Below are 23,744 nucleotides of genomic sequence, written 5' to 3' on the forward strand. Positions count from 1 at the left end.
TTGCCCAGTGGTTCTTCTCCTCGGTGCGGGGCGGGCGCGGTGGCGCGCCGCCCACGAAATTCGGGTGGCCCCGGGTGCCGCTCCGGCTCACCCCTGCTTGACGAGTTTCTCGCCGACCAGAGGGGTCTCGGACGCCTGCGCCGCGCTGGGGACAGTCGTTGTACTACCCAGAGTACGCGCAGGGACCCCCAGCGGTTCCCGCGACCGTGCGCCGTCCGCGCCGCCGACCAGCGCCCGCCAGGCGTCACGGCGGGCCTGCCGCACGGTTTCCCGGGCGGTCGCGAGGGCCGCGCGGGCGGCCCGGCCCGCCTCGGCGGCGGCGCGCCGGGCCGGGGCCCACACGGAGTCGCGCACGAAGTGGCCGAGGGGGGTGCACACGGTGCGGTACGCCCAGGAGACGGGAGCGCCGACGAGGTACCAGGCGATCGTGGCGAGGGCCCGGCCGACGGCCCGGGAGACGTATCCGGCGACCCGCCAGGCGACCTCGAACGCGGCGGCGATCTCCCGGCCGACCGGGGCGAGGATCCGGCGGTACGCCCAGGAGGCGGGGGCCACGAGCAGCGTCATCACCAGCCAGGCGACCGCGATGCCCAGGCCGCGCCCGGTGGCCGCGATCCCCCGCCAGACCTGGCCCAGGACCCAGGCCGTGCCCCGCCACAGCACGTCGAGGACCCAGGCCGTGCCCTGCCACAAGGTGCCGAGGACCCAGGTGGTCCCCCGCCACAGCGTGTTCAGGACCCAGGCCGTGCCGCGGCCGACCGGGGTGAGGACGGTCTCGTACAGCCACACCAGCGGGACGATCAGGCCGTAGCGCACCACCGGGACGATCACGAAGCGCCACAGGCCCGCCACCGGCCGGACGGCGAGCGTGTTCAGCAGCAGGACCAGGCCGGTCCCGAGGCCGCGCGCCGCCGGGGCGAGCAGGGCGGTGCCGATCCACCGCAGTCCGTGGCCCAGCGGGGTGAGGACGTTTCCGTACAGCCATACCGCCGGCGCCGCGATGCCGTAGCGGGCGACGGGGACGACGACGTACCGCCACAGGCCGACCCAGGGCCAGAGGAGAAGGGCGACGGCCAGCCAGGCGGCGGCCTTGCCGAGGGGGACCAGGACCCAGGTGTACAGCCAACCGAGCGGGGTCAGCACGAGCGTGTCGAGGAGCCGGGCCAGGGCCCGGCCCAGCGGGCGCAGCAGGATGCGGTCGGCGGCGTGCCAGCCGGCCGCGAGCACGTCCCAGACCATCCGGACGGGCAGCACCACGACCAGGACCACGATCCGCACCGGAATCCTGATCAGCGTGGTCAGAATGGCCTCGCCGGGCTCGTACCCCTGGGGGGCCTGGTGCTTGCCGTAGTCCATGCCGTCAAGGACGCGTCAGCCCCGGTCCGGGTTGCCGGACCGGGGCTGACGTCACCGTGTCGTCACATGGAGCGGGCTACTTGTTCACCACGCTGAGCGGCAGGAGCTTCTTGCCGGTCGGGCCGATCTGGATGTCCAGGTCGAGCTGCGGGCAGACGCCGCAGTCGAAGCAGGGGGTCCAGCGGCAGTCCTCGACCTCGGTCTCGTCGAGCGCGTCCTGCCAGTCCTCCCAGAGCCAGTCCTTGTCCAGGCCGGAGTCGAGGTGGTCCCAGGGCAGGACCTCCTCGTAGGTGCGCTCGCGGGTGGTGTACCAGTCGACGTCGACCCCGAACTCGGGCAGCGTCTTCTCGGCGCAGTTCATCCAGAGGTCGTAGCTGAAGTGCTCGCGCCAGCCGTCGAAGCGGCCGCCGGACTCGTAGACCGCGCGGATGACGGAGCCGACGCGGCGGTCGCCGCGCGAGAGGAGGCCCTCGACGATGCCGGGCTTGCCGTCGTGGTAGCGGAAGCCGATGGAGCGGCCGTACTTCTTGTCGCCGCGGATCTTGTCCCGGAGCTTCTTCAGCCGGGCGTCGGTGTCCTCGGCGCTGAGCTGCGGGGCCCACTGGAAGGGGGTGTGCGGCTTGGGCACGAAGCCGCCGATGGAGACCGTGGCGCGGATGTCGTTCTGGCCGGAGACCTCGCGGCCCTTGGCGATGACGTTGACCGCCATGTCGCCGATCTGCAGGACGTCCTCGTCGGTCTCGGTGGGCAGGCCGCACATGAAGTACAGCTTCACCTGACGCCAGCCGTTGCCGTAGGCCGTGGCGACCGTGCGGATCAGGTCCTCCTCCGAGACCATCTTGTTGATGACCTTGCGCATGCGCTCGGAGCCGCCCTCGGGGGCGAAGGTGAGGCCGGAGCGACGGCCGTTGCGGGTCAGCTCGTTGGCCAGGTCGACGTTGAACGCGTCGACGCGGGTCGAGGGCAGCGAGAGGCCGACCTTGTCCTCCGTGTAGCGGTCGGCCAGGCCCTTGGCGATGTCGCCGATCTCGCTGTGGTCGGCGGAGGAGAGCGAGAGCAGGCCGACCTCCTCGAAGCCGGTCGCCTTGAGACCCTTCTCGACCATCTCGCCGATGCCGGTGATGCTTCGCTCCCGCACGGGGCGCGTGATCATGCCGGCCTGGCAGAAGCGGCAGCCGCGGGTGCAGCCGCGGAAGATCTCCACGGACATCCGCTCGTGCACGGTCTCCGCGAGCGGGACGAGGGGCTGCTTGGGGTAGGGCCACTCGTCGAGGTCCATCACCGTGTGCTTGGAGACCCGCCACGGCACGCCGGACCGGTTGGGCACGACGCGGCCGATGCGGCCGTCGGGGAGGTACTCGACGTCGTAGAAGCGCGGGACGTAGACGCCGCCGGTCTTCGAGAGCCGGAAGAGCACCTCCTCGCGGCCGCCGGGGCGGCCCTCGGCCTTCCAGGCGCGGATGATCTCGGTGATCTCCAGGACGGCCTGCTCGCCGTCGCCGACGACCGCGCAGTCGATGAAGTCCGCGATCGGCTCGGGGTTGAACGCGGCATGGCCGCCCGCGAGGACGATCGGGTGGTCCACCGTGCGGTCCTTGGACTCCAGCGGGATGCCCGCCAGGTCCAGGGCGGTGAGCATGTTGGTGTAGCCGAGCTCGGTGGCGAAACTCAGCCCAAAGACGTCGAACGCGCCGACGGGGCGGTGGCTGTCCACGGTGAACTGCGGCACGTTGTGCTCGCGCATCAGCTCTTCGAGGTCGGGCCAGACGCTGTACGTGCGCTCGGCAAGGACGCCCTCGCGTTCGTTCAGCACCTCGTAAAGGATCATGACGCCCTGGTTGGGGAGTCCGACCTCGTAGGCGTCGGGGTACATGAGGGTCCAGCGGACGTCGCAGCTGTCCCACTCCTTGACGGTGGAGTTCAGCTCACCGCCGACGTACTGGATGGGCTTCTGCACATGCGGGAGCAGAGCTTCGAGCTGTGGGAAGACCGATGCGGCAGACATCTCGCGAACCTTCGTGAGCCGGCAGGGGTGACCATCCAGCGTACCCCGGTACTCAGTGCCCCAGATCCGCGCGCAGTCCGGGGGCGCCGGCGCGGGCCCACACCGCGGGCAACTCGCGCTCCCGGGCCTCGGCGGCGGCCTCCTCCTGCCCGTAGAGGAGTCCCCAGGTGAACGCGGTCTCTCCCGCCGCGTGCGACTGGATCGCGAGCGCGCGCAGGGCCTCGCGGGCGACGACGCTGTCCTGGTGGTCGCCGAGGACGGTCTGCACGGCCTTCACGCGTCGGGTGAGGCGCTTGGCGGGCTTGCCGAGCGCGGGGCGGGCCGCCTCGCCCGCGTACCGGGCCCGCTTGGCGGCCTTGCGGGCCTCGTGCAGCGCCGTGTCGCGCTCCGGTCCGGGCGGCAGGTCCAGGGCGTGGCCGACGCGGGCGGCGAGGCGGTCGTAGTCCCTGAGCACCGCTCGGGTCAGGGCCTTCTCCGGTGCGCGGCCTGCGGCGGGGCACAGGGGCGGGTCGGCGCTCAGCGTGTCGAGGGCGTCGAGGAGGTCCAGATACCGCTTCCCGTCCAGTACGCCGATGATCCGGCGGCGCGATCCGGTGCGGTGGGCGGCCGACCAGGCGCGGAGCCGGCCGCGCACCGGGCCGAGGGCCAGGGGGGCGGGCAGCGCCTCGACGCGGGCGCCGAGGCGTTCGTCCAGGACCTCCTGGTCGCGGTCGACGCCGAGTTCGGCGGCGAGCCACTTGAGCTCCGCGCCGAGGGGGTCGGTGACCTCGCGGTCGAGGAGCCTGCGGTGGGTCTTGAAGGTGCTGCGCAGCCGTCGGGTGGCGACGCGCATCGCGTGCACGGAGTCGGGCAGGTCGCGGCGGACGGCGGGGTCGAGGTCGACGATCGTCCGGATCTGTCTGCGTACGTAGGCCAGGACGTGGTCGCCGGCGGTCTTCGGCCGGTCCTTGTGTCCCGGCCGCTTCCGCTGCCCTTCGGGGGTCGTCTCGGCGAGGGCGCGGGCGAGCTTGGAGGAGGAGTGCGCGGGGTGCACCCCGGCCTTGCGCAGCCGTCGCTCCACGGCGTCCAGGATGGCGGGGTCGCCGCCGTCGGCGAGCTCGACCTCGATCTCGGTCCAGGCGGCCGTGGTGCCGGTCCCCTCCCCCGCGAGCCGCTCGGCGCGCACCCGGTCGACGCTGACCTCGGCGAGGCGGGCGCCGTCGGCGGCGGTGAGGTGGTGGACGTCGCGGGCGGAGCGCAGCCGGACGACGGGGGCGATCGGGGCGTGGCGGACCCGGGAGCGGAGCAGGGCGGCGAGCGGGTGCGGCAGGGTGTCGGCGAGCGGCTCCTGGATCTCGTCCCGGATGCCGGTGGCGACGGGGAACTTCAGGTGCCAGCCCTCGTCGGCCCCGCCGGTCCTGCGGCGCAGGGTGAGGGTGTCGGCGGCGAGGCGGAGGTCGGCGGTGTCGTAGTAGACGGCGTCCAGCTCGGTCAGGCCCTGGTGGACCATCCGGGCGACCCCGGCCGCCCTGGTGAGGTCGGGCAGCCGGGTGTCGTCGGTGGCTTCGTACTTCCGCTCGATCTCGCGCTTGGTGTCCGCCATATACGGACACCTACCCGCGGCCGCCCGGGTTCAGGCGGACATCGGCCGTTGTACCCGGATCGACTGGAGCAGTCCGATCGCCACCCAGACGGCGAACATCGAGGATCCTCCGTAGGAGACGAAGGGCAGCGGCAGTCCGGCGACCGGCATGATGCCGAGCGTCATGCCGATGTTCTCGAAGGCCTGGAAGGCGAACCAGGCGATGATCCCGGCGGCGACGACGGTGCCGTACAGCTCGGTGGTCTCGCGGGCGATCCGGCAGGCGCGCCACAGGACGACGCCCAGGAGCAGGATGATCAGACCCGCGCCGAGGAAGCCCAGCTCCTCGCCGGCGACGGTGAAGACGAAGTCGGTCTGCTGCTCGGGCACGAACTGCCCGGTGGTCTGGGTGCCTTCGAAGAGCCCGGTGCCGGTGAGTCCGCCGGAGCCGATCGCGATGCGGGCCTGATTGGTGTTGTAGCCGACGCCCGCCGGGTCGAGCGCGGGGTTGGCGAAGGCGGCGAAGCGGGCGATCTGGTAGTCGTCCAGGAGGCCGAGCTGCCAGATGGAGACGGCTCCGCCCGCGCCCGCGCCGATGAGGCCGAAGACCCAGCGGTTGGAGGCGCCGGAGGCCAGCAGGATGCCGAGGACGATGACGGCCATGACCATCACCGAGCCGAGGTCCGGCATCAGCATGACGATGGCCATGGGGATGGCCGCGAGGCCCAGCGCCTTGGCGACGGTGCGGTGGTCGGGGTGCGCCTGGTCGCCCGCGTCGACGCGGGCGGCCAGCAGCATCGCCATCACCAGAATGATGGTGATCTTGGTGAACTCGGAGGGCTGGATCGAGAAGCCGGCGGGGAGCTTGATCCACGCGTGGGCGCCGTTGACGGTGGTGCCGAGCGGGGTGAGGACCGCCAGGACCAGCAGCACCGAGATGCCGTAGAGGACCGGGACGGCCCCGCGCAGTGTGCGGTGGCCGAGCCAGATCGTGCCGATCATCAGGGCGAGGCCGATGCCGGTGTTGAGGGCGTGCCTCAGCAGGAAGAAGTACGGGTCGCCCTGGGTGAGGTGGTCGCGGTTGCGGGTCGCGGACCACACGAGCAGCGAGCCGAGGAAGGACAGCGCGAGAGCGGCCCCGAGCAGCGGCCAGTCCAGCCGCCGTACGAGCGAGTCACGGGCGGTCAGCTTGGCCCAGGAGCCCCGATCGGGGGCGTACCGGGAGACGGAGAATCCACCTGCCATCAGGGCTGCCTCCCCGCCGCCGCCGGTGATCCGGTGAGTCCCGGCTGGCCCGCGGGCTGCGTGGGCAGTTGCTCTTCCGGCTCCACCGGCGGTCCTTCCGGCTCGACCGGGGTGGGGTCGTAGGGCTTGACCTTCGGGGCGTAGATCGAGCCGTCGGGCTGGATCTTCGGCAGCGCCTTCTGGGGCTTGGGCAGCAGGGCCCTCTTCAGGTCCTGGTTGCCCTCGGCGTCCAGGCCGTAGAGCGCGTCGTAGATCTTGCGGACGGCGGGCCCGGCGGCGCCGGAGCCGGTGCCGCCCTGGGAGATCGTCATGACGATCGTGTAGTCGTCGGTGTAGGTCGCGAACCACGCGGTGGTCTGCTTGCCGTACACCTGGGCGGTGCCGGTCTTGGCGCGCATCGGGATCTTGTCCTGCGGCCAGCCGCCGAACCGCCAGGCCGCGGTGCCGCCCTCGACCACCGAGCGCAGGCCCTTGTCGAGGTCCTTGATGGTCTGGGCGTTGACCGGCAGCTTGCCGCTGACCTCGGGCTTGATCTCCTGGACGCTCTTGCCGTCGGGGCTGATCACGGCCTTGCCGACGCTGGGCGCGTGGATGGTGCCGCCGTTGCTGATGGCGGCGTAGGCGGTGGCCATCTGGATGGGGGTGACCAGGACGTCGCCCTGGCCGATCGCGTAGTTGATGCTGTCGTAGGCCTTGAGCTGGTTGCCTTCGAGGCAGCTCTCGTAAGCGATCTGCTGGACGTAGGTGCCGCCCTTCTTCCCCTCCTTGCACCAGGAGTCCTTGTTCGCCTTCCAGAAGTCCTGCTTCCACTGGCGGTCGGGGATGCGGCCCTTGACCTCGTTGGGCAGGTCGATGCCGGTCTCGGCGCCGAGCCCGAAGTCGCGGGCGGTGCGGTAGAACCAGTTCTTGGCGTCCTTCTTCGGCTTTATGCCGCCGTCACGCACCCACTCCTCGTGGCCGAGGCGGTAGAAGACGGTGTTGCAGGAGTACTTGAGCGCGTCGCCGAGGGTGATGGGGCCGTGGCCCTGGGACTCGAAGTTCGCGAAGGTCTGGTTGCCGAGGCTGTAGGAGCTGCTGCACTCGTAGAGGTCGTTGAAGGCGTGGCCGCCGCGCACGGCGGCGCTCGCCGACACCACCTTGAAGATCGAGCCGGCGGGCGCCTGGCCCTGGATGCCCCGGTTGAGCAGCGGGTAGTTGGACTTCTTGCTCGTCAGCTTGGCGTACTGCTTGCCGGAGATGCCGCCGACCCAGTCGTTGGGGTCGTAGTCGGGCTGGGAGGCCATCGAGACGACGCGGCCCGTCTTGGACTCCATGACGACGACCGCGCCCGAGTCGGCCTCGTACTTCCGGCCGGTGATCTTGTCGGTCTCGCCCCGGACCAGCTTCATCGCGGCGGCGAGCTCGTGCTCGGCGACCGCCTGGACCCGGGCGTCGAGGCTGGTGACGAGGCTGGAGCCGGACACCGCCGGGTCGTTCTCCGCCTCGCCCATGACGCGGCCGAGGTTGTCGACCTCGTAGCGGGTGACGCCGGCCTTGCCGCGCAGCTCCTTGTCGTAGGTGCGCTCCAGTCCGGAGCGGCCGACCTGGTCGGAGCGGAGGTAGGGCGACGGGCCGTCCTGGGCCTTCTGGATCTCGTCGTCGGTGACCGGCGAGAGGTAGCCGAGGACCTGCGCGGTCTTCGCCTTGCCGGGTGCGGCGTAGCGGCGTACGGCGGTGGGTTCGGCGGTGATGCCGGGGAAGTCCTCGGCGCGCTCGCGGATCTGGAGGGCCTGCTGGGTGGTGGCCTCGTCGGTGACCGGGATCGGCTGGTAGGGCGAGCCGTTCCAGCAGGGCTGGGGGGTCTTGGAGTCGCAGAGGCGGACCTTGTCCCGGACGTCCTGGGCCTTCATGTCCAGGACGTCGGCGAGCCGGGTGAGGACGCCGACGCCGTCGTCCTTCATCTTCAGCAGCTCGGTGCGGCTGGCGGAGACGACGAGCCGGGTCTCGTTGTCGGCGAGCGGTACGCCCCGGGCGTCGAGGATCGAGCCGCGCACGGCGGGCTGGACGACCTGCTGCACTCCGTTGCCCGCCGCTTCGGCGGTGTACTCGTCGCCGTTGCGGATCTGGAGGTACCACAGGCGCCCGCCGAGGGTGAGCAGCAGCGAGAAGACCAGTACCTGGATGACGATGAGCCGGATCTGGACCCGCTGGGTCCGCCCGGTCTCGGGAATGTTGCTCACAGTCGCTTGACCCCCTTGATCCTGCCCGCGCGGGCGGCGCGGTTGCGGGCGGCCTTGACCCGCAGGCCGCCGCGCTGGTTGCCGATCCGCAGACCGGTGCCCGAGGCGAGCCAGCCGGCGGCGACGTCGCTGCCGCCGGACGAGGCCTCGGCGAGCGGGTCGTTCTCGGTGCGTCTGGCCAGCGCCATGATGAGCGGCACCGTGAAGGGCGCCAGCAGCAGGTCGTAGATCGCCGCCGTGAACAGCAGGCTGCCCAGGCCCACATGGCGGGCGGCCGTGTCGCCGACGAGCGCGCCGACGCCCGCGTACAGCAGGGTCGAACCGATCGCGGCGGCGACGACCACGGCCATCGGGGCGAAGGCCGACTTCAGCTGCCCGTTCTCCGGCCGGGCCAGGCCCGCGAGGTAGCCGATGACGCAGAGCACCAGGGCGTAGCGCCCGGCGGCGTGGTCGGCGGGCGGTGCGAGGTCCGCGAGGAGCCCCGCGCCGAAACCGATCAGCGAGCCGCTGACGGGCCCGTACACGAAGGCGAGTCCGAGGACGGTGAGCAGCAGCAGGTCGGGGACGGCGCCGGGGAGCTGGAGGCGTGCGAGGACGGAGACCTGGACGACCAGGGCGACGACGACCAGGGTGATGGAGAGCAGAGTCCGGTTGATGCGCATGGGGATCAGCTCTACTCCTGGTCGTTGGCCGCGTTGTCGGGTTGCTGGGCGTCGCCCTGCTGGTCGCCCGCCGTGCCACCGGCGTCGTCGCCCGGCTTCTCGTTGATGTTGCCGACGACCTTGCCGGAGCCGTCGACCAGGTCCCCGTTGGGCTGGACGGTGACGGTGACCGTGGGGGTCGGCTTCGGCTTCGCCTTCACGGGCTGCTTGGGCAGCACCGTGTCGCGCGGGTCCTGGCGGGGGGCCTGGACGACGACGCCGACGATGTCGAGCTTGGTGAACCCGACGTACGGCTTCACATAGACGGTCCGGGTCAGCTCGCCGCCCGAGGGGTCGACGCGGACGACCTCGCCGACCGGGACGCCGGGCACGAAGGGCTTGTCCTTGCTGGAGCCGAAGGTGACGAGCCGGTCGCCGGCCTTCACCTTGGCCTTGCCGTTGAGGAACTGGACCGACAGCGGGCGCGAGCCCTGGCCGGTGGCGAAGCCGAGCTCGTCGGTCTTCTCCATCCGGGTGCCGACGGTGAAATCGGGGTCGTTGGCGAGCAGGACCGTCGCGGTGCCGGGGCCGACGGTGGTGACCCGGCCGACCAGCCCCTCCCCGTTGAGGACGGTCATGTCGCGGCGGATGCCGTCGTCCGACCCGGCGTCGATGGTGATCGTCCAGGAGAAGCCCTGGGCCGCTCCTATGGCGATGACCTCGGCGCCCTTGATGCCGTACTGACCGGCGCCCGCGTTCTTCAGCATGGCGTCGAGCTGACGGACCCGGCTGTTGGTGCGGTCGTCGCTGCCCAGCTTGGCCTTCAGCGCGGCGTTCTCCTGCTCCAGGGCGGAGATCCGGTCGTGCCGGTTGCCGGAGTCCCGTACCGCGCCTATGGCGTTGCCCACCGGGTCGACCGCTGCCGCGACGCCGTTCTCGACCGGCCCGAAGACGGTGGCCGCGGCCTGCCGCGCGCCGTCGACCGGTGACTCCTCGCCGCCTCGGATATCCACCGTGATCAGGGCGAATGCGATGGCGATCAGCAGCACCAGGAGCAGCCGGCTCTCTCGTGTGTCCCTCACGTGCGGCGGCCGTGCCTTCCTCGTCGGAATGTTCGTGCCTGTGTGTACGTCTCCGTACGGGTATCGGCGTCAGTGTGTCTCTGCGTCCGTACGCGTACAGCAACGATCTATATCAACGATCCGGCGGGCGGAGCGGGTGCGTCCGCTCGCCGGATCGGGTGTGTCCCGCAGGACACCGCCTGGCTAACGACGGGGCTGGGCGTCCAGCACCTGCTGGAGCGCCTCGAACTCCTCGACGCACTTGCCGGAGCCGAGCGCCACCGAGTCCAGGGGGTCCTCGGCGATGTGGATCGGCATGCCCGTCTCGTGGCGCAGCCGCTCGTCCAGACCGCGCAGCAGCGCGCCGCCGCCGGTGAGGACGATGCCGCGGTCCATGACGTCGCCGGACAGCTCGGGCGGGCACTTGTCGAGCGTCGTCTTCACGGCGTCGACGATCGCGTTGACCGGCTCCTCGATGGCCTTGCGGACCTCGGCGGCCGAGATGACGACCGTCTTGGGCAGCCCGGAGACCAGGTCGCGGCCGCGGATCTCGGTGTGCTCGTCCTTCTCCAGGTCGAACGCCGAACCAATGGTGATCTTGATCTGTTCGGCGGTCCGCTCACCGAGGAGGAGCGAGTACTCCTTCTTGATGTGCTGGATGATCGCGTTGTCCAGCTCGTCACCGGCGGTCCGGATCGACTGGGCGGTGACGATCCCGCCGAGCGAGATCACCGCGACCTCGGTGGTCCCGCCGCCGATGTCGACGACCATGTTCCCGGTGGCCTCGTGGACCGGCAGGCCGGAGCCGATGGCCGCGGCCATGGGCTCCTCGATGATGTGCACCTGGCGCGCGCCGGCCTGCGTGGACGCCTCGATGACGGCGCGGCGCTCGACTCCGGTGATACCGGAGGGCACGCAGACGACGACACGGGGGCGGGCCAGGTAGCGGCGCTTGTGGATCTTGAGGATGAAGTAGCGGAGCATCCGCTCGGTGATCTCGAAGTCGGCGATCACGCCGTCCTTCAGCGGACGCACGGCAACGATGTTGCCCGGCGTGCGCCCGATCATCTTCTTGGCCTCGGAGCCGACCGCCAGAATTCCGCCGGTGTTGGTGTTGATGGCCACGACGGACGGCTCGTTCAGGACGATGCCGCGCCCCCTGACGTACACCAGCGTGTTGGCAGTCCCGAGGTCGATAGCCATGTCACGGCCGATGAACGACATTGAGTTCCCCTTGTTCCCCATGAGGATGCGTCGGGCCTTCCCAAAGAAGCGAAGTTGGCTTGTTCTGGTAGGCGAGGTTGGCGCTGCGGGCGTGGAAGCTTCCATCGTAGTGCCGCATGCACGGACACAGCGCGAGGGTCCTTCGCCATAGTGGGCGGAACGGCTGCCCGTTCTACCCATGGTGACGTTACGTCGGAAGGATGCGTTCCCGCGATCCCAAACCCTATGCCGAGGGGCGACCGAATTACTTCGGTCGCCCCAGGCGAACAGCGCTGTTTGGCCGATCGGGTCAGGAAAGTCCCGGAAAGAAAAGCTTCAGTTCTCGCTCCGCGGACTCCTCGGAGTCCGAGGCGTGGATGAGGTTCTCCCTGGTGATCGTGCCGAAGTCACCGCGGATGGACCCGGGCGCGGCGGCGATCGGGTCGGTGGGGCCGGCCAGGGCACGGACGCCCTCGATGACCCGCTCGCCTTCGGCCACCAGGGCGACGACGGGGCCGGATGCCATGAACTCCACGAGCGGCTCGTAGAACGGGCGGCCCTTGTGCTCGCCGTAGTGCTGCTCCAGCGTCTCCTGGTCCAGGGTGCGCAGCTCCAGCGCGGTGATCCGCCAGTCGGCCTTGCGCTCGATGCGGCCGACGATCTCGCCGATCAGGCCACGGCGGACCGCGTCGGGCTTGAGCAGGACGAGAGTGCGCTGAGTCATGTACGGCTCCTTGCAAGGCCAGGCATACGGGTGCGGTGAGGCGAGATTACAGGGGTACGGGAACGGATCGACGCCCGGGTTCACCCAGGGTCACCTTCAGGCCCCGGGTTGCCCGGGGCCCGGTGAGCGCGCCGTGCTTCAGGCCGTGGCCTCGGTGGCCTCTTCCTGCGCGGCCCAGCGGGCCTTGGCCTCGTCGATCTTGCGGCCGTAGTGGATCGAGGCCCACCACAGGCCGCCGAAGGCCAGGCCCAGGATGAACATCATCGGGACCACGAAACCGCTGAGGACCAGCGCGACCTGCAGCGCCCAGCCCAGCTGGACGCCGCCGGGCCGGGTGATCATTCCGCACAGCAGCACGGACAGGGCCATGCCGATGCCGCACACCGTCCAGACGGCGGCCATGGAGGCGTCGTCCAGCTTCATCGCGACGAGCCCGGCGAAGCCGATCACGAAGAACTCGCCGATCAGCGTCGAGGCGCAGAGCGTCCGCATGCCGTGTCTCAGCCCCTTCCCAGCAGCAGCCGGGCTTCGCCGACCGTGATCACGGATCCGGTCACCAGCACCCCGGCGCCCGCGTACTCGTCGTCCTCCTCGGCCAGCGTGATCGCCGCCTCCAGCGCGTCGTCGAGACGCGGCTCGACCTGGACCCGGTCGTCGCCGAAGACCTCGACGGCGATACCGGCCAGCTCGTCCGCGTCCATCGCGCGGGCGGTGGAGTTCTGAGTGACCACGATCTCGGCGAAGATCGGCTCGAAGGCCTCCAGGAGCCCGCGGGCGTCCTTGTCGCCGCTCGTGCCGACCACGCCGATCAGCCGGGAGAAGCTGAACGCCTCGGAGACGCCGTCCGCCGCCGCCTTGGCTCCGGCCGGGTTGTGCGCGGCGTCCAGCACGACGGTCGGGCTGGAGCGCACGACCTCCAGCCTGCCGGGCGAGAGCACCGAGGCGAACGCCTTGCGGATCGCGTCGATGTCGAGGGAGCGGGCCTGCTCGGCGCCGATGCCGAAGAACGCCTCGACGGCGGAGAGCGCGACGGCCGCGTTGTGCGCCTGGTGGGCCCCGTACAGCGGGAGGAAGATCTCTGTGTACTCGCCGCCCAGGCCGCGCAGCGTCAGGAGCTGTCCGCCGACCGCGACCTCGCGGGAGGTGACGCCGAACTCCATGCCCTCGCGGGCCACGGTGGCGTCCACCTCGACGGCCTTCTTCAGCATCACCTGCGCGGCGTCCACCGGCTGCTGCGCCAGGATCACCGTGGCGCCCTGCTTGATGACCCCGGCCTTCTCCCCGGCGATCTCGGCGGGCGTGGTGCCGAGCCGGTCGGTGTGGTCGAGCGAGATCGGGGTGATGACGGCGACGGTGGAGTCGATGACGTTGGTGGCGTCCCAGGTGCCGCCCATGCCGACCTCGACGACCGCCACGTCGACGGGCGCGTCGGCGAAGGCCGCGTACGCCATGCCGGTGAGGACCTCGAAGAAGGAGAGCCGGTAGGGCTGCTGGGCGTCGACCATCTCGACGTACGGCTTGATGTCCTCGTACGTCTCGATGAACCGCTCGGGCTCGATCGGCGAGCCGTCCAGGCTGATCCGCTCGGTGATCGACTGGACGTGCGGGGAGGTGTAGCGGCCCGTGCGCAGCTCGAAGGCGTTGAGCAGGGCCTCGATCATGCGGGCCGTGCTGGTCTTGCCGTTCGTGCCGGTGATGTGGATGGAGGGGTAGGCGCGCTGCGGCTCGCCGAGGACGTCCATCAGTGCGGCGATGCGCGTGACGGAGGGCTCCAGCTTCGTCTCGCCCCAGCGTCCGGCGAGCTCCTGCTCCACCGCGCGCAGCGCCTTGTCGGTCTCGGGGTCGGCCGGGCGGGCGGGGACCGCTTCGCCCTGGGGGTGGCCCGAGTGGGTGCGCAGCGTGCGGCTCCCGGCCTCGATCACCGCCAGGTCGGGGTCGCGCTGGGTCGCCTCGTCGACGATCTCCTCGAAGGTGTCGTCGGGATCGGGCGCGTCGTGCCGGTCTGAAGGGCGGGGCTTACTCACGGGCCCAGTCTACGGATGGGCGCGGACATCGCACGCAGCGCCCGGCGCACCGGCGGCCATGGGCACGGGGAAGCCCCCGCGCTCCCGGTCGGTCGGGGGCACGGGGGCTTCGCGGTCAGCACATCAGCTCTGCGGGAGGGCCGCCAGCTGGGCGCCGATGCGCTCGATGTCGGCCTCGGCCTTGGAGAGCCGGCCGCGGATCTTGTCGACCACGTTGTCCGGGGCCTTGGCCAGGAAGGCCTCGTTGCCGAGCTTCCCGGTGGCCTGCGCCTTCTCCTTCCGCGCGGCCTCCAGGTCCTTCGTGAGGCGCTTGCGCTCGGCCGCCACGTCGATCGTGCCGGACAGGTCCAGGGCGACGGTGACCCCGGCGACCGGGAGGGACGCGGTGGCGTGGAAGCCGTCGCCGGCGGGCTGGAGCCGGGTGAGCTGGCGCATGGCCGCCTCGTGCGGAGCCAGCGCCGTGCCGGTCAGGGTCAGCTCGGCCGGGACCTTCTGGCCGGGCTGGAGTCCCTGGTCGTTGCGGAAGCGGCGGACCTCGGTGACGACCTGCTGGACGAGCTCGATCTCCTGCTCGGCCGCGTCGTCGCGGAAGCCGGAGTCGCCCGGCCACTCGGCGATGACGATGGACTCGCGCCCGGTGAGCGCGGTCCACAGCGCCTCCGTGACGAACGGGACGATCGGGTGCAGCAGCCGCAGCATCACGTCCAGGACCTCGCCGAGGACCCGGCCCGAGACCTCGGCCGGGCGGCCGCCCGCGAAGAACGTGGTCTTGGACAGCTCGACGTACCAGTCGAAGACCTCGTCCCACGCGAAGTGCCGCAGCGCCTCGCTGATCTTGGCGAACTGGAAGTCGTCGTAGAAGGCGTCGACGTCCGCGACCGTCTTGTTGAGACGGGACAGGATCCAGCGGTCGGTGACCGACATCTCCTCGACCGGGGGCAGGTCGCCCTCGATCGTGGCGCCGTTCATCAGGGCGAAGCGGGTGGCGTTCCAGATCTTGTTGGAGAACTTCGCCGACCCCTGGACCCAGTCCTCGCCGATCGGCACGTCGGTGCCCGGGTTGGCGCCGCGCGCGAGGGTGAAGCGCAGGGCGTCGGAGCCGTACTTGTCCATCCAGTCCAGCGGGTTGACCACGTTGCCGAAGGACTTCGACATCTTCTTGCCGTGCTCGTCGCGGACCATGCCGTGCAGGACGATGGTCCCGAACGGCGGGACGCCGTCGTTGACGTACAGGCCGAACATCATCATCCGGGCGACCCAGAAGAAGAGGATGTCGTAGCCGGTGACCAGGACGGAGTTCGGATAGAACTTCGCGAGGCTGTCGGTCCGTTCGGGCCAGCCGAGGGTGGAGAAGGGCCACAGGCCCGAGGAGAACCAGGTGTCCAGGACATCGCTGTCCTGGGTCCAGCCCTCACCGGTGGGCGCCTCGTCGTCCGGTCCGAGGCAGACGACCTCGCCGTTCGGGCCGTACCAGACGGGGATGCGGTGGCCCCACCAGAGCTGACGCGAGATGCACCAGTCGTGGAGGTTGTCGACCCAGTCGAAGTACCGCTTCTCCATCTCCTGCGGGTGGATCTTGACCTTGCCGTCGCGGACGGCGTCACCGGCGGCCTCGGCGAGCGGGGCGACCTTGACCCACCACTGGAGGGAGAGGCGCGGCTCGATGGTGGTCTTGCAGCGCGAGCAGTGGCCGACGGAGTGGGTGTACGGCCGCTTCTCGGCGACGATCCGGCCCTCGGCGCGCAGGGCGGCGACGATGGCGGAACGGGCCTCCAGGCGGTCCAGCCCCTCGAAGGGGCCCGGGACGGTGATGACCGCGCGCTCGTCGAGGACCGTGATGAACGGCAGGTCGTGGCGCGTGCCGATCTCGAAGTCGTTCGGGTCGTGCGCGGGCGTCACCTTGACGGCGCCGGTGCCGAACTCCGGGTCGACGTGGTGGTCGGCGACGACGGGGATCGTGCGGTCGGTCAGCGGCAGCTTGATCTGCTTGCCGACCAGGTGCCGGTAGCGCTCGTCGTCGGGGTGGACGGCGACGGCGGTGTCACCGAGCATCGTCTCGGCGCGGGTGGTGGCGACGACGATGGTCTCGTCCCCCTCCCCGTACGTCATGGAGACGAGCTCGCCGTCGTCCTCCTGGTACTCGACCTCGATGTCGGAGATCGCGGTGAGACAGCGGGGGCACCAGTTGATGATGCGCTCGGCGCGGTAGATCAGCCCGTCGTCGAACATCTGCTTGAAGACGGTCTGGACGGCCTTGGAGAGGCCCTCGTCCATGGTGAAGCGCTCACGGGACCAGGCGACGCCCTCGCCGAGGCGGCGCATCTGGCCGGAGATCTGACCGCCGGACTCGTTCTTCCACTGCCAGACGCGCTCGACGAAGGCCTCGCGGCCCAGGTCGTGGCGGGACTTGCCCTCCTTGCCGAGCTCGCGCTCGACGACGTTCTGGGTGGCGATGCCGGCGTGGTCCATGCCCGGCTGGTACAGCGCTTCGAAGCCCTGCATCCGCTTCCGGCGGACCAGCGCGTCGATCAGGGTGTGCTCGAAGGCGTGGCCCAGGTGGAGGGATCCGGTGACGTTCGGCGGCGGGATGACGATGCTGTAGGGCGGCTTGTCGCTGTGCTCGTCGGCTTCGAAGTACCCGCGCTCTACCCAGCGCTCGTACAGCTTCCCCTCTACATCGGCCGGCGCGTACGAGGTCGGCAGTTCGGGGTTGCTGGCTGGCTGCTGCTGAGTGTTCTCGGTCACGGGAGACAGTTTAGGGCCGTCACAGTCCTGCATTGAAACGGGTTAGTTCAGTAACGGTGTCCGGCCCGATCCCCCATGTCAGGACGGCTTCCGTCAGGATGTTCGCAACGCATAAGGAATTTTGGAGGGGACACCGCAATGAGCTACAACCAGCCGGGCCCGTACGGCGGGCAGCCGCCGCAGGGCCAGCCCGGACCGTACGGACAGCAGCCGGGCCCGTACGGCGCCCCGCCGCCGCAGGGCCCTCCGCAGGGTCAGCCCGGCTACGGTTACCCGCAGCAGGCCCCGCAGGGCGTCCCGCCGCAGCAGCCGGGCCCGTACGGGCAGCAGCCCCAGCAGCCCCAGCAGCCCCAGCAGGGCTACGGCTACCCCCAGGCCCAGCAGCCGGGCCCCTACGGCCAGCAGCCGCCCGCGCCTCCGTACGGCGGTCAGCCGGGGTACGACGGGCAGCCGCAGCAGCCGAAGAAGAAGACCGGGCTGATCGTCGGCGTGGCCGTGGTGGCGCTGGCGGTCATCGCGGGCGGGGTGTACTTCTTCACATCGGGCGGCGCGAGCAACAGTGACGTGGCCGACTCCACCAAGGGCTACAAGCTGACGCCCGCCGCCGCGGTGGACGACTACAAGACCGACCCGTCCCAGCCGGCGCGATCCGGCCCGCTGACGGGCAAGTCGAAGACCGACGCCGAGGCCGCGGGGGTCAAGAACCCGCAGCAGGCGGGCGCCCAGTACAAGGGCGGTTCCGAGGACAACCCGCTCACGCAGAAGATGATCCTGCTCCAGGGCTACTGGGGCGAGGTCGAGGACCCGGCGAAGGTCATCAACGGCTTCTTCGCCGAGGCCGAGAAGAAGATGGGCTCGGGCAGCAACGAGAACGAGGTCTCGCTCGTCGGCAGCCCCGAGGACGTCAAGCCTTCCGGTTTCGACGGCGCCCTGATGAGGTGCCAGGACATCAAGACGATCAACTCGAAGTCCGACGGCACCGCCGCGAAGGGGCCGAAGGAGATCATCACGCCGGTCTGCATCTGGGCCGACTACAGCACCGTCGGCATGGTCATCGCCGCCGACGCCAGTACCGCCCTGACCGGCAAGGGCATGGCTCAGGACGATGTGGCCGCCCTCACGGCCAAGCTCTACAACACCTCCCGCACCAAGATCTGATCGCTCAACGCCGAAGGGGCGCCCACCGGTTCATCCGGTGGGCGCCCCTTCGGCGTACGCGGGTCGTCCGCGGCTACGCGGACTTCTCGTGCCGGCCGCCGTCGTTCTTGCCGATCGTGCGCGGCTCGCGCGGGACCAGCGTCGGGTTGACGTTGTTGCGGACGACGTCCGGGGTGATGACGACGCGGGCGACGTCCTTGCGGGACGGGACCTCGTACATCACGGACTGGAGGACTTCCTCCATGATCGCGCGCAGACCGCGGGCGCCGGTCTGGCGCAGGATCGCCTGGTCGGCGATGGCCTCCAGCGCCTCGCGCTCGAACTCCAGCTCCACACCGTCGAGTTCGAAGAGTCGCTCGTACTGCTTGACCAGGGCGTTGCGCGGCTCGATGAGGATCTGGAGGAGCGCTTCGCGGTCCAGGTTGTGGACCGAGGTCAGCACGGGGAGACGGCCGATGAACTCCGGGATCATCCCGAACTTCACCAGGTCCTCCGGCATGACCTCCTGGAACTGGTCGCTCGCCTGGATCTCGCGCTTGGAGCGGATCGTGGCGCCGAAGCCGATGCCCTTGGCGCCGGCCCGGGACTCGATGATCTTCTCCAGGCCGGAGAACGCGCCGCCCACGATGAACAGCACGTTCGTCGTGTCGATCTGGATGAATTCCTGGTGGGGGTGCTTGCGGCCGCCCTGCGGCGGGACGGAGGCGGTGGTGCCCTCCAGGATCTTCAGCAGGGCCTGCTGGACGCCCTCGCCGGAGACATCGCGGGTGATCGACGGGTTCTCGCTCTTGCGGGCGACCTTGTCGATCTCGTCGATGTAGATGATCCCGGTCTCGGCCTTCTTGACGTCGTAGTCGGCCGCCTGGATCAGCTTGAGCAGGATGTTCTCGACGTCCTCGCCGACATAGCCGGCCTCCGTCAGCGCCGTCGCGTCCGCGATGGCGAACGGGACGTTGAGCATCCGGGCCAGCGTCTGCGCGAGCAGCGTCTTGCCGGAACCCGTCGGGCCCAGCAGCAGGATGTTCGACTTGGCGAGCTCGATCGCGTCCTCGCGATGGGCGCCGCCGCCGTTCTCCCCGGCCTGGACCCGTTTGTAGTGGTTGTACACCGCGACCGAGAGGGCCTTCTTCGCGGGCTCCTGCCCGACGACGTACCCCTCCAGGAACTCGTAGATCTCGCGAGGCTTGGGAAGCTCTTCCCAGCGCACCTCGCTCGTCTCCGCGAGCTCCTCCTCGATGATCTCGTTGCAGAGATCGATGCACTCGTCGCAGATGTACACACCGGGTCCCGCGATGAGCTTCTTCACCTGCTTCTGGCTCTTTCCGCAGAACGAGCACTTGAGCAGGTCGCCGCCATCACCGATGCGTGCCACGAGGTGCTTCCCCTTCGCCTGGGAGGCCGCCTGGTTCAGCGGCTCCTGGTGCCTCTATCCGACGGTACCTTGCCTGGGCCCCCGTTCGGGCCCCCCTTGGCACGGTTCACACGGCCGTGGTCGTGCAAACGGAATGTGCCAAGGGGAAAGACCGACGTCAGAGCGATGCGCCCGTGGTGGTCTTGCGGGTGGAAACGATCTGGTCGACCAGACCGTACGCGAGGGCGTCCTCGGCCGTGAGGATCTTGTCGCGCTCGATGTCCTCGCTGATCTTCTCCAGCGGGGTCGTCGAGTGCCGGGCCAGCATCTCCTCCAGCTGCGTGCGCATGCGAAGGATCTCGTTGGCCGCGATCTCCAGGTCGGAGAGCTGCTCACGGCCCGTCTGCGAGGACGGCTGGTGGATGAGCACCCGGGCGTGCGGGAGCGCCATGCGCTTGCCCGGGGTGCCCGCGGCGAGCAGGACGGCGGCGGCGGAGGCCGCCTGGCCCATGCAGACCGTCTGGATGTCCGGCTTCACGAACTGCATCGTGTCGTAGATCGCGGTGAGCGCGGTGAACGAGCCGCCGGGGCTGTTGATGTAGATCGAGATGTCGCGGTCGGGGTCCATCGACTCCAGGCACAGCAGCTGCGCCATGACGTCGTTGGCCGAGGCGTCGTCGATCTGGACGCCCAGGAAGATCACGCGCTCCTCGAAGAGCTTCGCGTACGGGTCGTACTCACGCACACCCTGCGAGGTGCGCTCCACGAAGCGCGGGACGACGTAGCGGTTGTCCACCTGCGGGCCGGTGTAGAGGCCGCTCGCGGAGGCGCCGGTGTAGTTGTTCATGTGGGTGTTCACCATCCTGGTGGCGTTCTGTGGGCTGGAGGTCTCGGCGTACGGGAAGCGTGCGGGGTGTGGTGCGGCCGGTCCGGTGGGAACCGGATCAGGCACCGGTGCCGCCGCCGCCCGGGATGCCCGACGCGACCGTGATGATCTCGTCGATGAGGCCGTAGTCCTTGGCCTCCTCCGCCGTGTACCAGCGGTCGCGGTCGCCGTCGCGGATGATCGTCTCGACGGTCTGGCCGGAGTGGCGGGCGGTGATCTCGGCCATGCGCGTCTTGGTGCGGAGCAGGTACTGGGCCTGGATCTTGATGTCCGAGGCCGTTCCGCCGATGCCGGCCGAACCCTGGTGCATGAGGATGTCGGTGTTCGGGAGCGCGAAGCGCTTGCCCGCGGCGCCGCCGGTGAGCAGGAACTGGCCCATGGAGGCGGCCATGCCCATGCCGATGGTGACGACGTCGTTGGGGATGTACTGCATGGTGTCGTAGACCGCCATGCCGGCCGTCACCGAACCACCGGGGCTGTTGATGTAGAGGTAGATGTCCTTGTCCGGCTCGGCGGCAAGGAGGAGAAGCTGTGCGGTGATCTTGTTGGCGATGTCATCGTCGACCTGCTGACCGAGGAAGATGATGCGCTCGCCGAGCAGTCGGCTGTAGACCTGGTCACCGAGGCCTCCACCGAGGGACGGCTCTCCGGCGGCGTAGGGCATCAGATTCGTCACGTATCCACCTGCTCGTCTCTGACGGCTCCGGCCGTCTCAGCGTCTTCGTACCGGGCGGGTGAAGTCACTGCCCCACCCTTCCTCTTCATGGACCCTAACGCGCAGGTGGGACAACGCCATCCCGCTTCCGCAACTGTTCGCTGGGAGCGCAAGGTCCGCAGTGCGCACAAGGGTTCCGGGGCCGCACAGCGATACGGCGGGGATGGCGGCACACGGCGGGGATATGGCGACGGGCCCCGGACGCGCGAAGCGTCCGGGGCCCGTCGTGCCGGTCGGCGCGGAGGCCGTCCCGCGGGATCAGGGCGAGGCTCAGGCCTCGTTCTTCTCCTCGGCCTTGTCCTCCGCCTTGTCCTCGGTGGCGGCCTCGGCCGTCTCCGTGGTCCCGGCGGCGGCCTCGGCGGCCTCCTCCTCGTCCTCGAGGTCGACGACCTCACCGTTGGTGTCGACGACCTTGGCGGCCTCGACGACGACGGCGAGCGCCTTGCCGCGGGCGACCTCGCCGACGAGCATCGGCACCTGGCCACCCTCGACGACGGCCTGGGCGAACTGGTCGGGGCTCATGCCGGAGGAGGCAGCACGCCGCATGAGGTGCTCGGTGAGCTCCTCCTGGTTGACGTTCAGCTTCTCCTTGTTGACGAGCTCGTCCAGGATGAACTGGGTCTTGATGCCCTTGATGGCCTGCTCGGAGGTCTCGTTCTCGAACTCCTCCAGGGTCTTGCCCTGGATCTCGAGGTACTTCTCGAGGTCGAGACCCATCTGACCGAGCTGGTGGTGCTCCAGGTTGTGCTTGCGGGTCTGGACCTCGTCCGCGAGCAGCTTCTCCGGGATCGGGACCTCGGCGAGCTTCAGCAGCTCCTCCAGGACCCGCTCCTGGGCCTGGGTGGCCTGGTCGTACTGCTTGGTGGTCTCCAGGCGCTTGCGGCTGTCGGCCTTCAGCTCCTCCAGCGTGTCGAACTCGCTGGCCATCTGGGCGAAGTCGTCGTCCAGCTCGGGAAGCTCACGGGCGGCGACGGCGGTGACCTTGACGGTGACCTCCGCGGCCTTGCCCTCGGCGGAGCCGCCCTTCAGCTCGGAGGCGAAGGTGGCCTCGCCACCGGCCTCCAGGCCGGTCACGGCCTCGTCGATGCCGTCGAGGAGCTCGCCGGAACCGATGGTGTACGAGACACCGTCGGCCACGCCGTCCTCCAGGACCTCGCCGTCGACCTTGGCCTCCAGGTCGATCGTGACGACGTCGCCGTCGGCGGCGGCGCGCTCGACCGGGTTGGTGGCGGCGAAGCGCTCGCGGAGCTGCTCCACGGCCTTCTCGACCTCTTCGTCGGTGACCTCAAGGGCGTCGACGGTGACCTCGATGCCGGAGTAGTCCGGGATCTCGATCTCGGGGCGTACGTCAACCTCGGCGGTGAAGGCCAGCAGCTCGCCGTCCTTCAGCTCGGTGATGTCGACCTCGGGCTGGCCGAGGACGTTCAGCTCACCCTCGTTGACCGCCTCGGTGTAGAACTTCGGGAGGGCGTCGTTGACGGCCTCCTCCAGCACCGCACCGCGGCCGAACCGCTGGTCGATGACCCGGGCGGGGATCTTGCCCTTGCGGAAGCCCTTCACCGTGACCTGCTGGTTGATCTTCTTGTACGCCGCGTCGAGGCTGTCCTTGAGCTCCTCGAAGGGCACCTCAATGCTGAGCCGAACCCGAGTCGGGTTCAGGGTCTCCACGGCGCTCTTCACGGTTCGGTCTCCTTGGTGGCTGACTTCTTGGGGTTCTGCTGGGCCGCCGAGTGGCGGCTTCGCGGACCGAGCCCGGTACATCAGACACACGGGCACGCATTTTGCATAGTAACGGCAAGGGGGATGACTCCCACAATGCGATCTTGCTGGTGGTCGGGGTGGCCGGATTCGAACCGACGACCTTCCGCTCCCAAAGCGGACGCGCTACCAAGCTGCGCCACACCCCGTCGGTGCGACACGTAGGGTACATGCACGGGAGCCTTGGATCCGCCGCTTTACGGAGCGGTGCCACGGGGTTCGGTCCGGGTCCTGTCCGGGTCCGGTCGGGCGGCCGGCACAACGGGTGTGCGGGCACCGCCGCCGACCCGCTACGATGCTCTTCGTGCCGCGGTCCACGGACCTGCGGTGCGACGCTCGCGGGCGTAGCTCAATGGTAGAGCCCTAGTCTTCCAAACTAGCTACGCGGGTTCGATTCCCGTCGCCCGCTCCACGCAGTCGAGGGCCGGGCCGGAGGATGATCCTCCGGCCCGGCCCTCGCGCTTTGGCGGGTCCCGGAAGCCGAGTCGCGGCCTCAGAAGCTGATCTGGTTGATGGTGTCGGCTATCGAGTCCATGAACCTGTTGATCGACGGCGCCATGCCGGTCGATGCCAGGAAGAAGCCGAAGAGCACGGCGACGATCGCCGGACCGGCCTTGATCGAGCCGCCACGGATCATTACCACCAGGATGACCGCGAACAGCAGCACCATAGACAGTGAAATAGCCACGTCTGATCACACCCTCGGTCGGTCCGCCTTGCCGGCCCGGAAGCGTGCACCACCGCGCGCCCCGTCGCACCCATCGTGCCACCAACTCCCCCGTGGTTGCTGCCGGGTGACGGAACGGGGTGACGGGATCCCGCCATCCTTCACGGGTCGGGGCCGTCGTGGTGGCGGCGCGGACCGCGTGCTCCTTGCCGCCGCGCGCCGGGAGTGCGCGGAGGGCGCACGGGATGCGCGCCGCCCGCTCCCCTTCCTGTGCGTCGGCTGTGAAATCCCCGTGGCCGAATATCCGCGACAGTGATCGTTTCCGCATCCCCACACTTCATTCACAGCCAATTGGCGGCGGGGATGCGACGTAATTCACTTCGGTCAACCGCCTGGCGATATGCCCCATTTAAGCGGGATCAAGC

Annotated in this window: 18 protein-coding genes and 2 tRNA genes; 2 read left to right on the plus strand and 18 right to left on the minus strand. The window is 69.8% G+C overall.

The genetic code is table 11. From position 1 onward, the window contains the following. Positions 1-87 precede the first annotated feature (87 nt). From ACH4UK_RS04675 to ACH4UK_RS04730, 12 genes are all read right to left on the minus strand, one after another. The gene (locus ACH4UK_RS04675; RefSeq protein ID WP_398354506.1) at positions 88-1,356 is read right to left on the minus strand and encodes a hypothetical protein; all 1,269 of its coding nucleotides are present in this window, start codon (positions 1,354-1,356) and stop codon (positions 88-90) included. Between the two features lie 76 nt (positions 1,357-1,432). Next, positions 1,433-3,361, minus strand: coding sequence for a TIGR03960 family B12-binding radical SAM protein (locus ACH4UK_RS04680; RefSeq protein WP_398354507.1), 1,929 nt, complete (start codon positions 3,359-3,361; stop codon positions 1,433-1,435). A 52-nt stretch (positions 3,362-3,413) separates the two neighbouring features. Beyond that, entirely contained in the window at positions 3,414-4,943 is a 1,530-nt protein-coding gene (locus ACH4UK_RS04685) for a CHAD domain-containing protein (RefSeq protein ID WP_398354508.1), read from the minus strand. A 30-nt stretch (positions 4,944-4,973) separates the two neighbouring features. Next, the gene (gene rodA, locus ACH4UK_RS04690; RefSeq protein ID WP_398354509.1) at positions 4,974-6,167 is read right to left on the minus strand and encodes a rod shape-determining protein RodA; all 1,194 of its coding nucleotides are present in this window, start codon (positions 6,165-6,167) and stop codon (positions 4,974-4,976) included. Beyond that, positions 6,167-8,386 (minus strand): penicillin-binding protein 2, encoded by a 2,220-nt coding sequence (mrdA, locus tag ACH4UK_RS04695; protein WP_398354510.1) that lies wholly within the window; start codon positions 8,384-8,386, stop codon positions 6,167-6,169. Before mrdA ends, rodA begins: the two co-directional genes overlap by 1 nt. Next, a complete protein-coding gene (gene mreD / locus ACH4UK_RS04700; protein WP_398354511.1) occupies positions 8,383-9,048 on the minus strand; it encodes a rod shape-determining protein MreD in 666 nt (221 codons plus the stop codon). The genes mrdA and mreD overlap by 4 nt, the downstream gene beginning before the upstream one ends. 11 nt (positions 9,049-9,059) lie before the next feature. Beyond that, a complete protein-coding gene (gene mreC, locus ACH4UK_RS04705; RefSeq protein ID WP_398354513.1) occupies positions 9,060-10,109 on the minus strand; it encodes a rod shape-determining protein MreC in 1,050 nt (349 codons plus the stop codon). Between the two features lie 183 nt (positions 10,110-10,292). Next, a complete protein-coding gene (locus ACH4UK_RS04710; RefSeq protein WP_007448937.1) occupies positions 10,293-11,312 on the minus strand; it encodes a rod shape-determining protein in 1,020 nt (339 codons plus the stop codon). A 289-nt stretch (positions 11,313-11,601) separates the two neighbouring features. Then, a complete protein-coding gene (ndk, locus tag ACH4UK_RS04715; protein WP_096631747.1) occupies positions 11,602-12,015 on the minus strand; it encodes a nucleoside-diphosphate kinase in 414 nt (137 codons plus the stop codon). Between the two features lie 138 nt (positions 12,016-12,153). Further along, positions 12,154-12,507, minus strand: coding sequence for a DUF4233 domain-containing protein (locus tag ACH4UK_RS04720; RefSeq protein WP_398354514.1), 354 nt, complete (start codon positions 12,505-12,507; stop codon positions 12,154-12,156). 8 nt (positions 12,508-12,515) lie between these two features. Beyond that, positions 12,516-14,039 carry a bifunctional folylpolyglutamate synthase/dihydrofolate synthase gene (locus ACH4UK_RS04725; RefSeq protein WP_398354515.1) on the minus strand — a complete coding sequence of 508 codons (1,524 nt, stop codon included), beginning with the start codon at positions 14,037-14,039 and terminating at the stop codon, positions 12,516-12,518. Between the two features lie 123 nt (positions 14,040-14,162). Further along, positions 14,163-16,784, minus strand: coding sequence for a valine--tRNA ligase (locus ACH4UK_RS04730; protein WP_398354516.1), 2,622 nt, complete (start codon positions 16,782-16,784; stop codon positions 14,163-14,165). A 138-nt stretch (positions 16,785-16,922) separates the two neighbouring features. Here ACH4UK_RS04730 and ACH4UK_RS04735 point away from each other — a divergent pair, with 138 nt between their 5' ends. Continuing rightward, positions 16,923-17,942: a hypothetical protein gene (locus ACH4UK_RS04735; RefSeq protein ID WP_398354517.1), complete on the plus strand. Its 1,020-nt coding sequence runs from the start codon at positions 16,923-16,925 to the stop codon at positions 17,940-17,942. A 73-nt stretch (positions 17,943-18,015) separates the two neighbouring features. On the opposite strand, the gene clpX is transcribed toward ACH4UK_RS04735, so the two are convergent. From clpX to ACH4UK_RS04760, 5 genes are all read right to left on the minus strand, one after another. Beyond that, positions 18,016-19,314: an ATP-dependent Clp protease ATP-binding subunit ClpX gene (gene clpX / locus ACH4UK_RS04740; RefSeq protein ID WP_398354518.1), complete on the minus strand. Its 1,299-nt coding sequence runs from the start codon at positions 19,312-19,314 to the stop codon at positions 18,016-18,018. Positions 19,315-19,471: 157 nt separating this feature from the next. Then, the gene (locus ACH4UK_RS04745) at positions 19,472-20,155 is read right to left on the minus strand and encodes an ATP-dependent Clp protease proteolytic subunit (protein WP_398354519.1); all 684 of its coding nucleotides are present in this window, start codon (positions 20,153-20,155) and stop codon (positions 19,472-19,474) included. Between the two features lie 82 nt (positions 20,156-20,237). Beyond that, positions 20,238-20,843, minus strand: coding sequence for an ATP-dependent Clp protease proteolytic subunit (locus ACH4UK_RS04750; protein WP_169808568.1), 606 nt, complete (start codon positions 20,841-20,843; stop codon positions 20,238-20,240). Between the two features lie 321 nt (positions 20,844-21,164). Further along, the gene (gene tig, locus ACH4UK_RS04755) at positions 21,165-22,574 is read right to left on the minus strand and encodes a trigger factor (protein ID WP_398354520.1); all 1,410 of its coding nucleotides are present in this window, start codon (positions 22,572-22,574) and stop codon (positions 21,165-21,167) included. A 150-nt stretch (positions 22,575-22,724) separates the two neighbouring features. Further along, positions 22,725-22,801: transfer RNA gene (locus tag ACH4UK_RS04760), tRNA-Pro, on the minus strand. Between the two features lie 189 nt (positions 22,802-22,990). Between ACH4UK_RS04760 and ACH4UK_RS04765 the strand changes: the two genes are divergently transcribed. Then, positions 22,991-23,064 (plus strand) — tRNA-Gly (locus ACH4UK_RS04765). An 81-nt stretch (positions 23,065-23,145) separates the two neighbouring features. On the opposite strand, the gene ACH4UK_RS04770 is transcribed toward ACH4UK_RS04765, so the two are convergent. Continuing rightward, on the minus strand, positions 23,146-23,340 hold the full coding sequence (locus ACH4UK_RS04770; RefSeq protein WP_398354521.1) for a hypothetical protein: 195 nt from the start codon (positions 23,338-23,340) through the stop codon (positions 23,146-23,148). Positions 23,341-23,744: the final 404 nt, after the last annotated feature.

This window comes from Streptomyces sp. NPDC020884, from assembly GCF_044333935.1.
GTDB lineage: Bacteria > Actinomycetota > Actinomycetes > Streptomycetales > Streptomycetaceae > Streptomyces.

Coding starts and splice junctions, on each gene's coding strand:
- ACH4UK_RS04685 (WP_398354508.1), bottom strand. CDS start 4,943: ATGGCGGACACCAAGCGCGAGATCGAGCGGAAGTACGAAGCCACCGAC.
- ACH4UK_RS04750 (WP_169808568.1), bottom strand. CDS start 20,843: ATGCCCTACGCCGCCGGAGAGCCGTCCCTCGGTGGAGGCCTCGGTGAC.
- ACH4UK_RS04675 (WP_398354506.1), bottom strand. CDS start 1,356: ATGGACTACGGCAAGCACCAGGCCCCCCAGGGGTACGAGCCCGGCGAG.
- ACH4UK_RS04710 (WP_007448937.1), bottom strand. CDS start 11,312: ATGTCGTTCATCGGCCGTGACATGGCTATCGACCTCGGGACTGCCAAC.
- mreD (WP_398354511.1), bottom strand. CDS start 9,048: ATGCGCATCAACCGGACTCTGCTCTCCATCACCCTGGTCGTCGTCGCC.
- rodA (WP_398354509.1), bottom strand. CDS start 6,167: ATGGCAGGTGGATTCTCCGTCTCCCGGTACGCCCCCGATCGGGGCTCC.
- ACH4UK_RS04735 (WP_398354517.1), top strand. CDS start 16,923: ATGAGCTACAACCAGCCGGGCCCGTACGGCGGGCAGCCGCCGCAGGGC.
- ACH4UK_RS04680 (WP_398354507.1), bottom strand. CDS start 3,361: ATGTCTGCCGCATCGGTCTTCCCACAGCTCGAAGCTCTGCTCCCGCAT.
- ndk (WP_096631747.1), bottom strand. CDS start 12,015: ATGACTCAGCGCACTCTCGTCCTGCTCAAGCCCGACGCGGTCCGCCGT.
- ACH4UK_RS04720 (WP_398354514.1), bottom strand. CDS start 12,507: ATGCGGACGCTCTGCGCCTCGACGCTGATCGGCGAGTTCTTCGTGATC.
- ACH4UK_RS04745 (WP_398354519.1), bottom strand. CDS start 20,155: ATGGTGAACACCCACATGAACAACTACACCGGCGCCTCCGCGAGCGGC.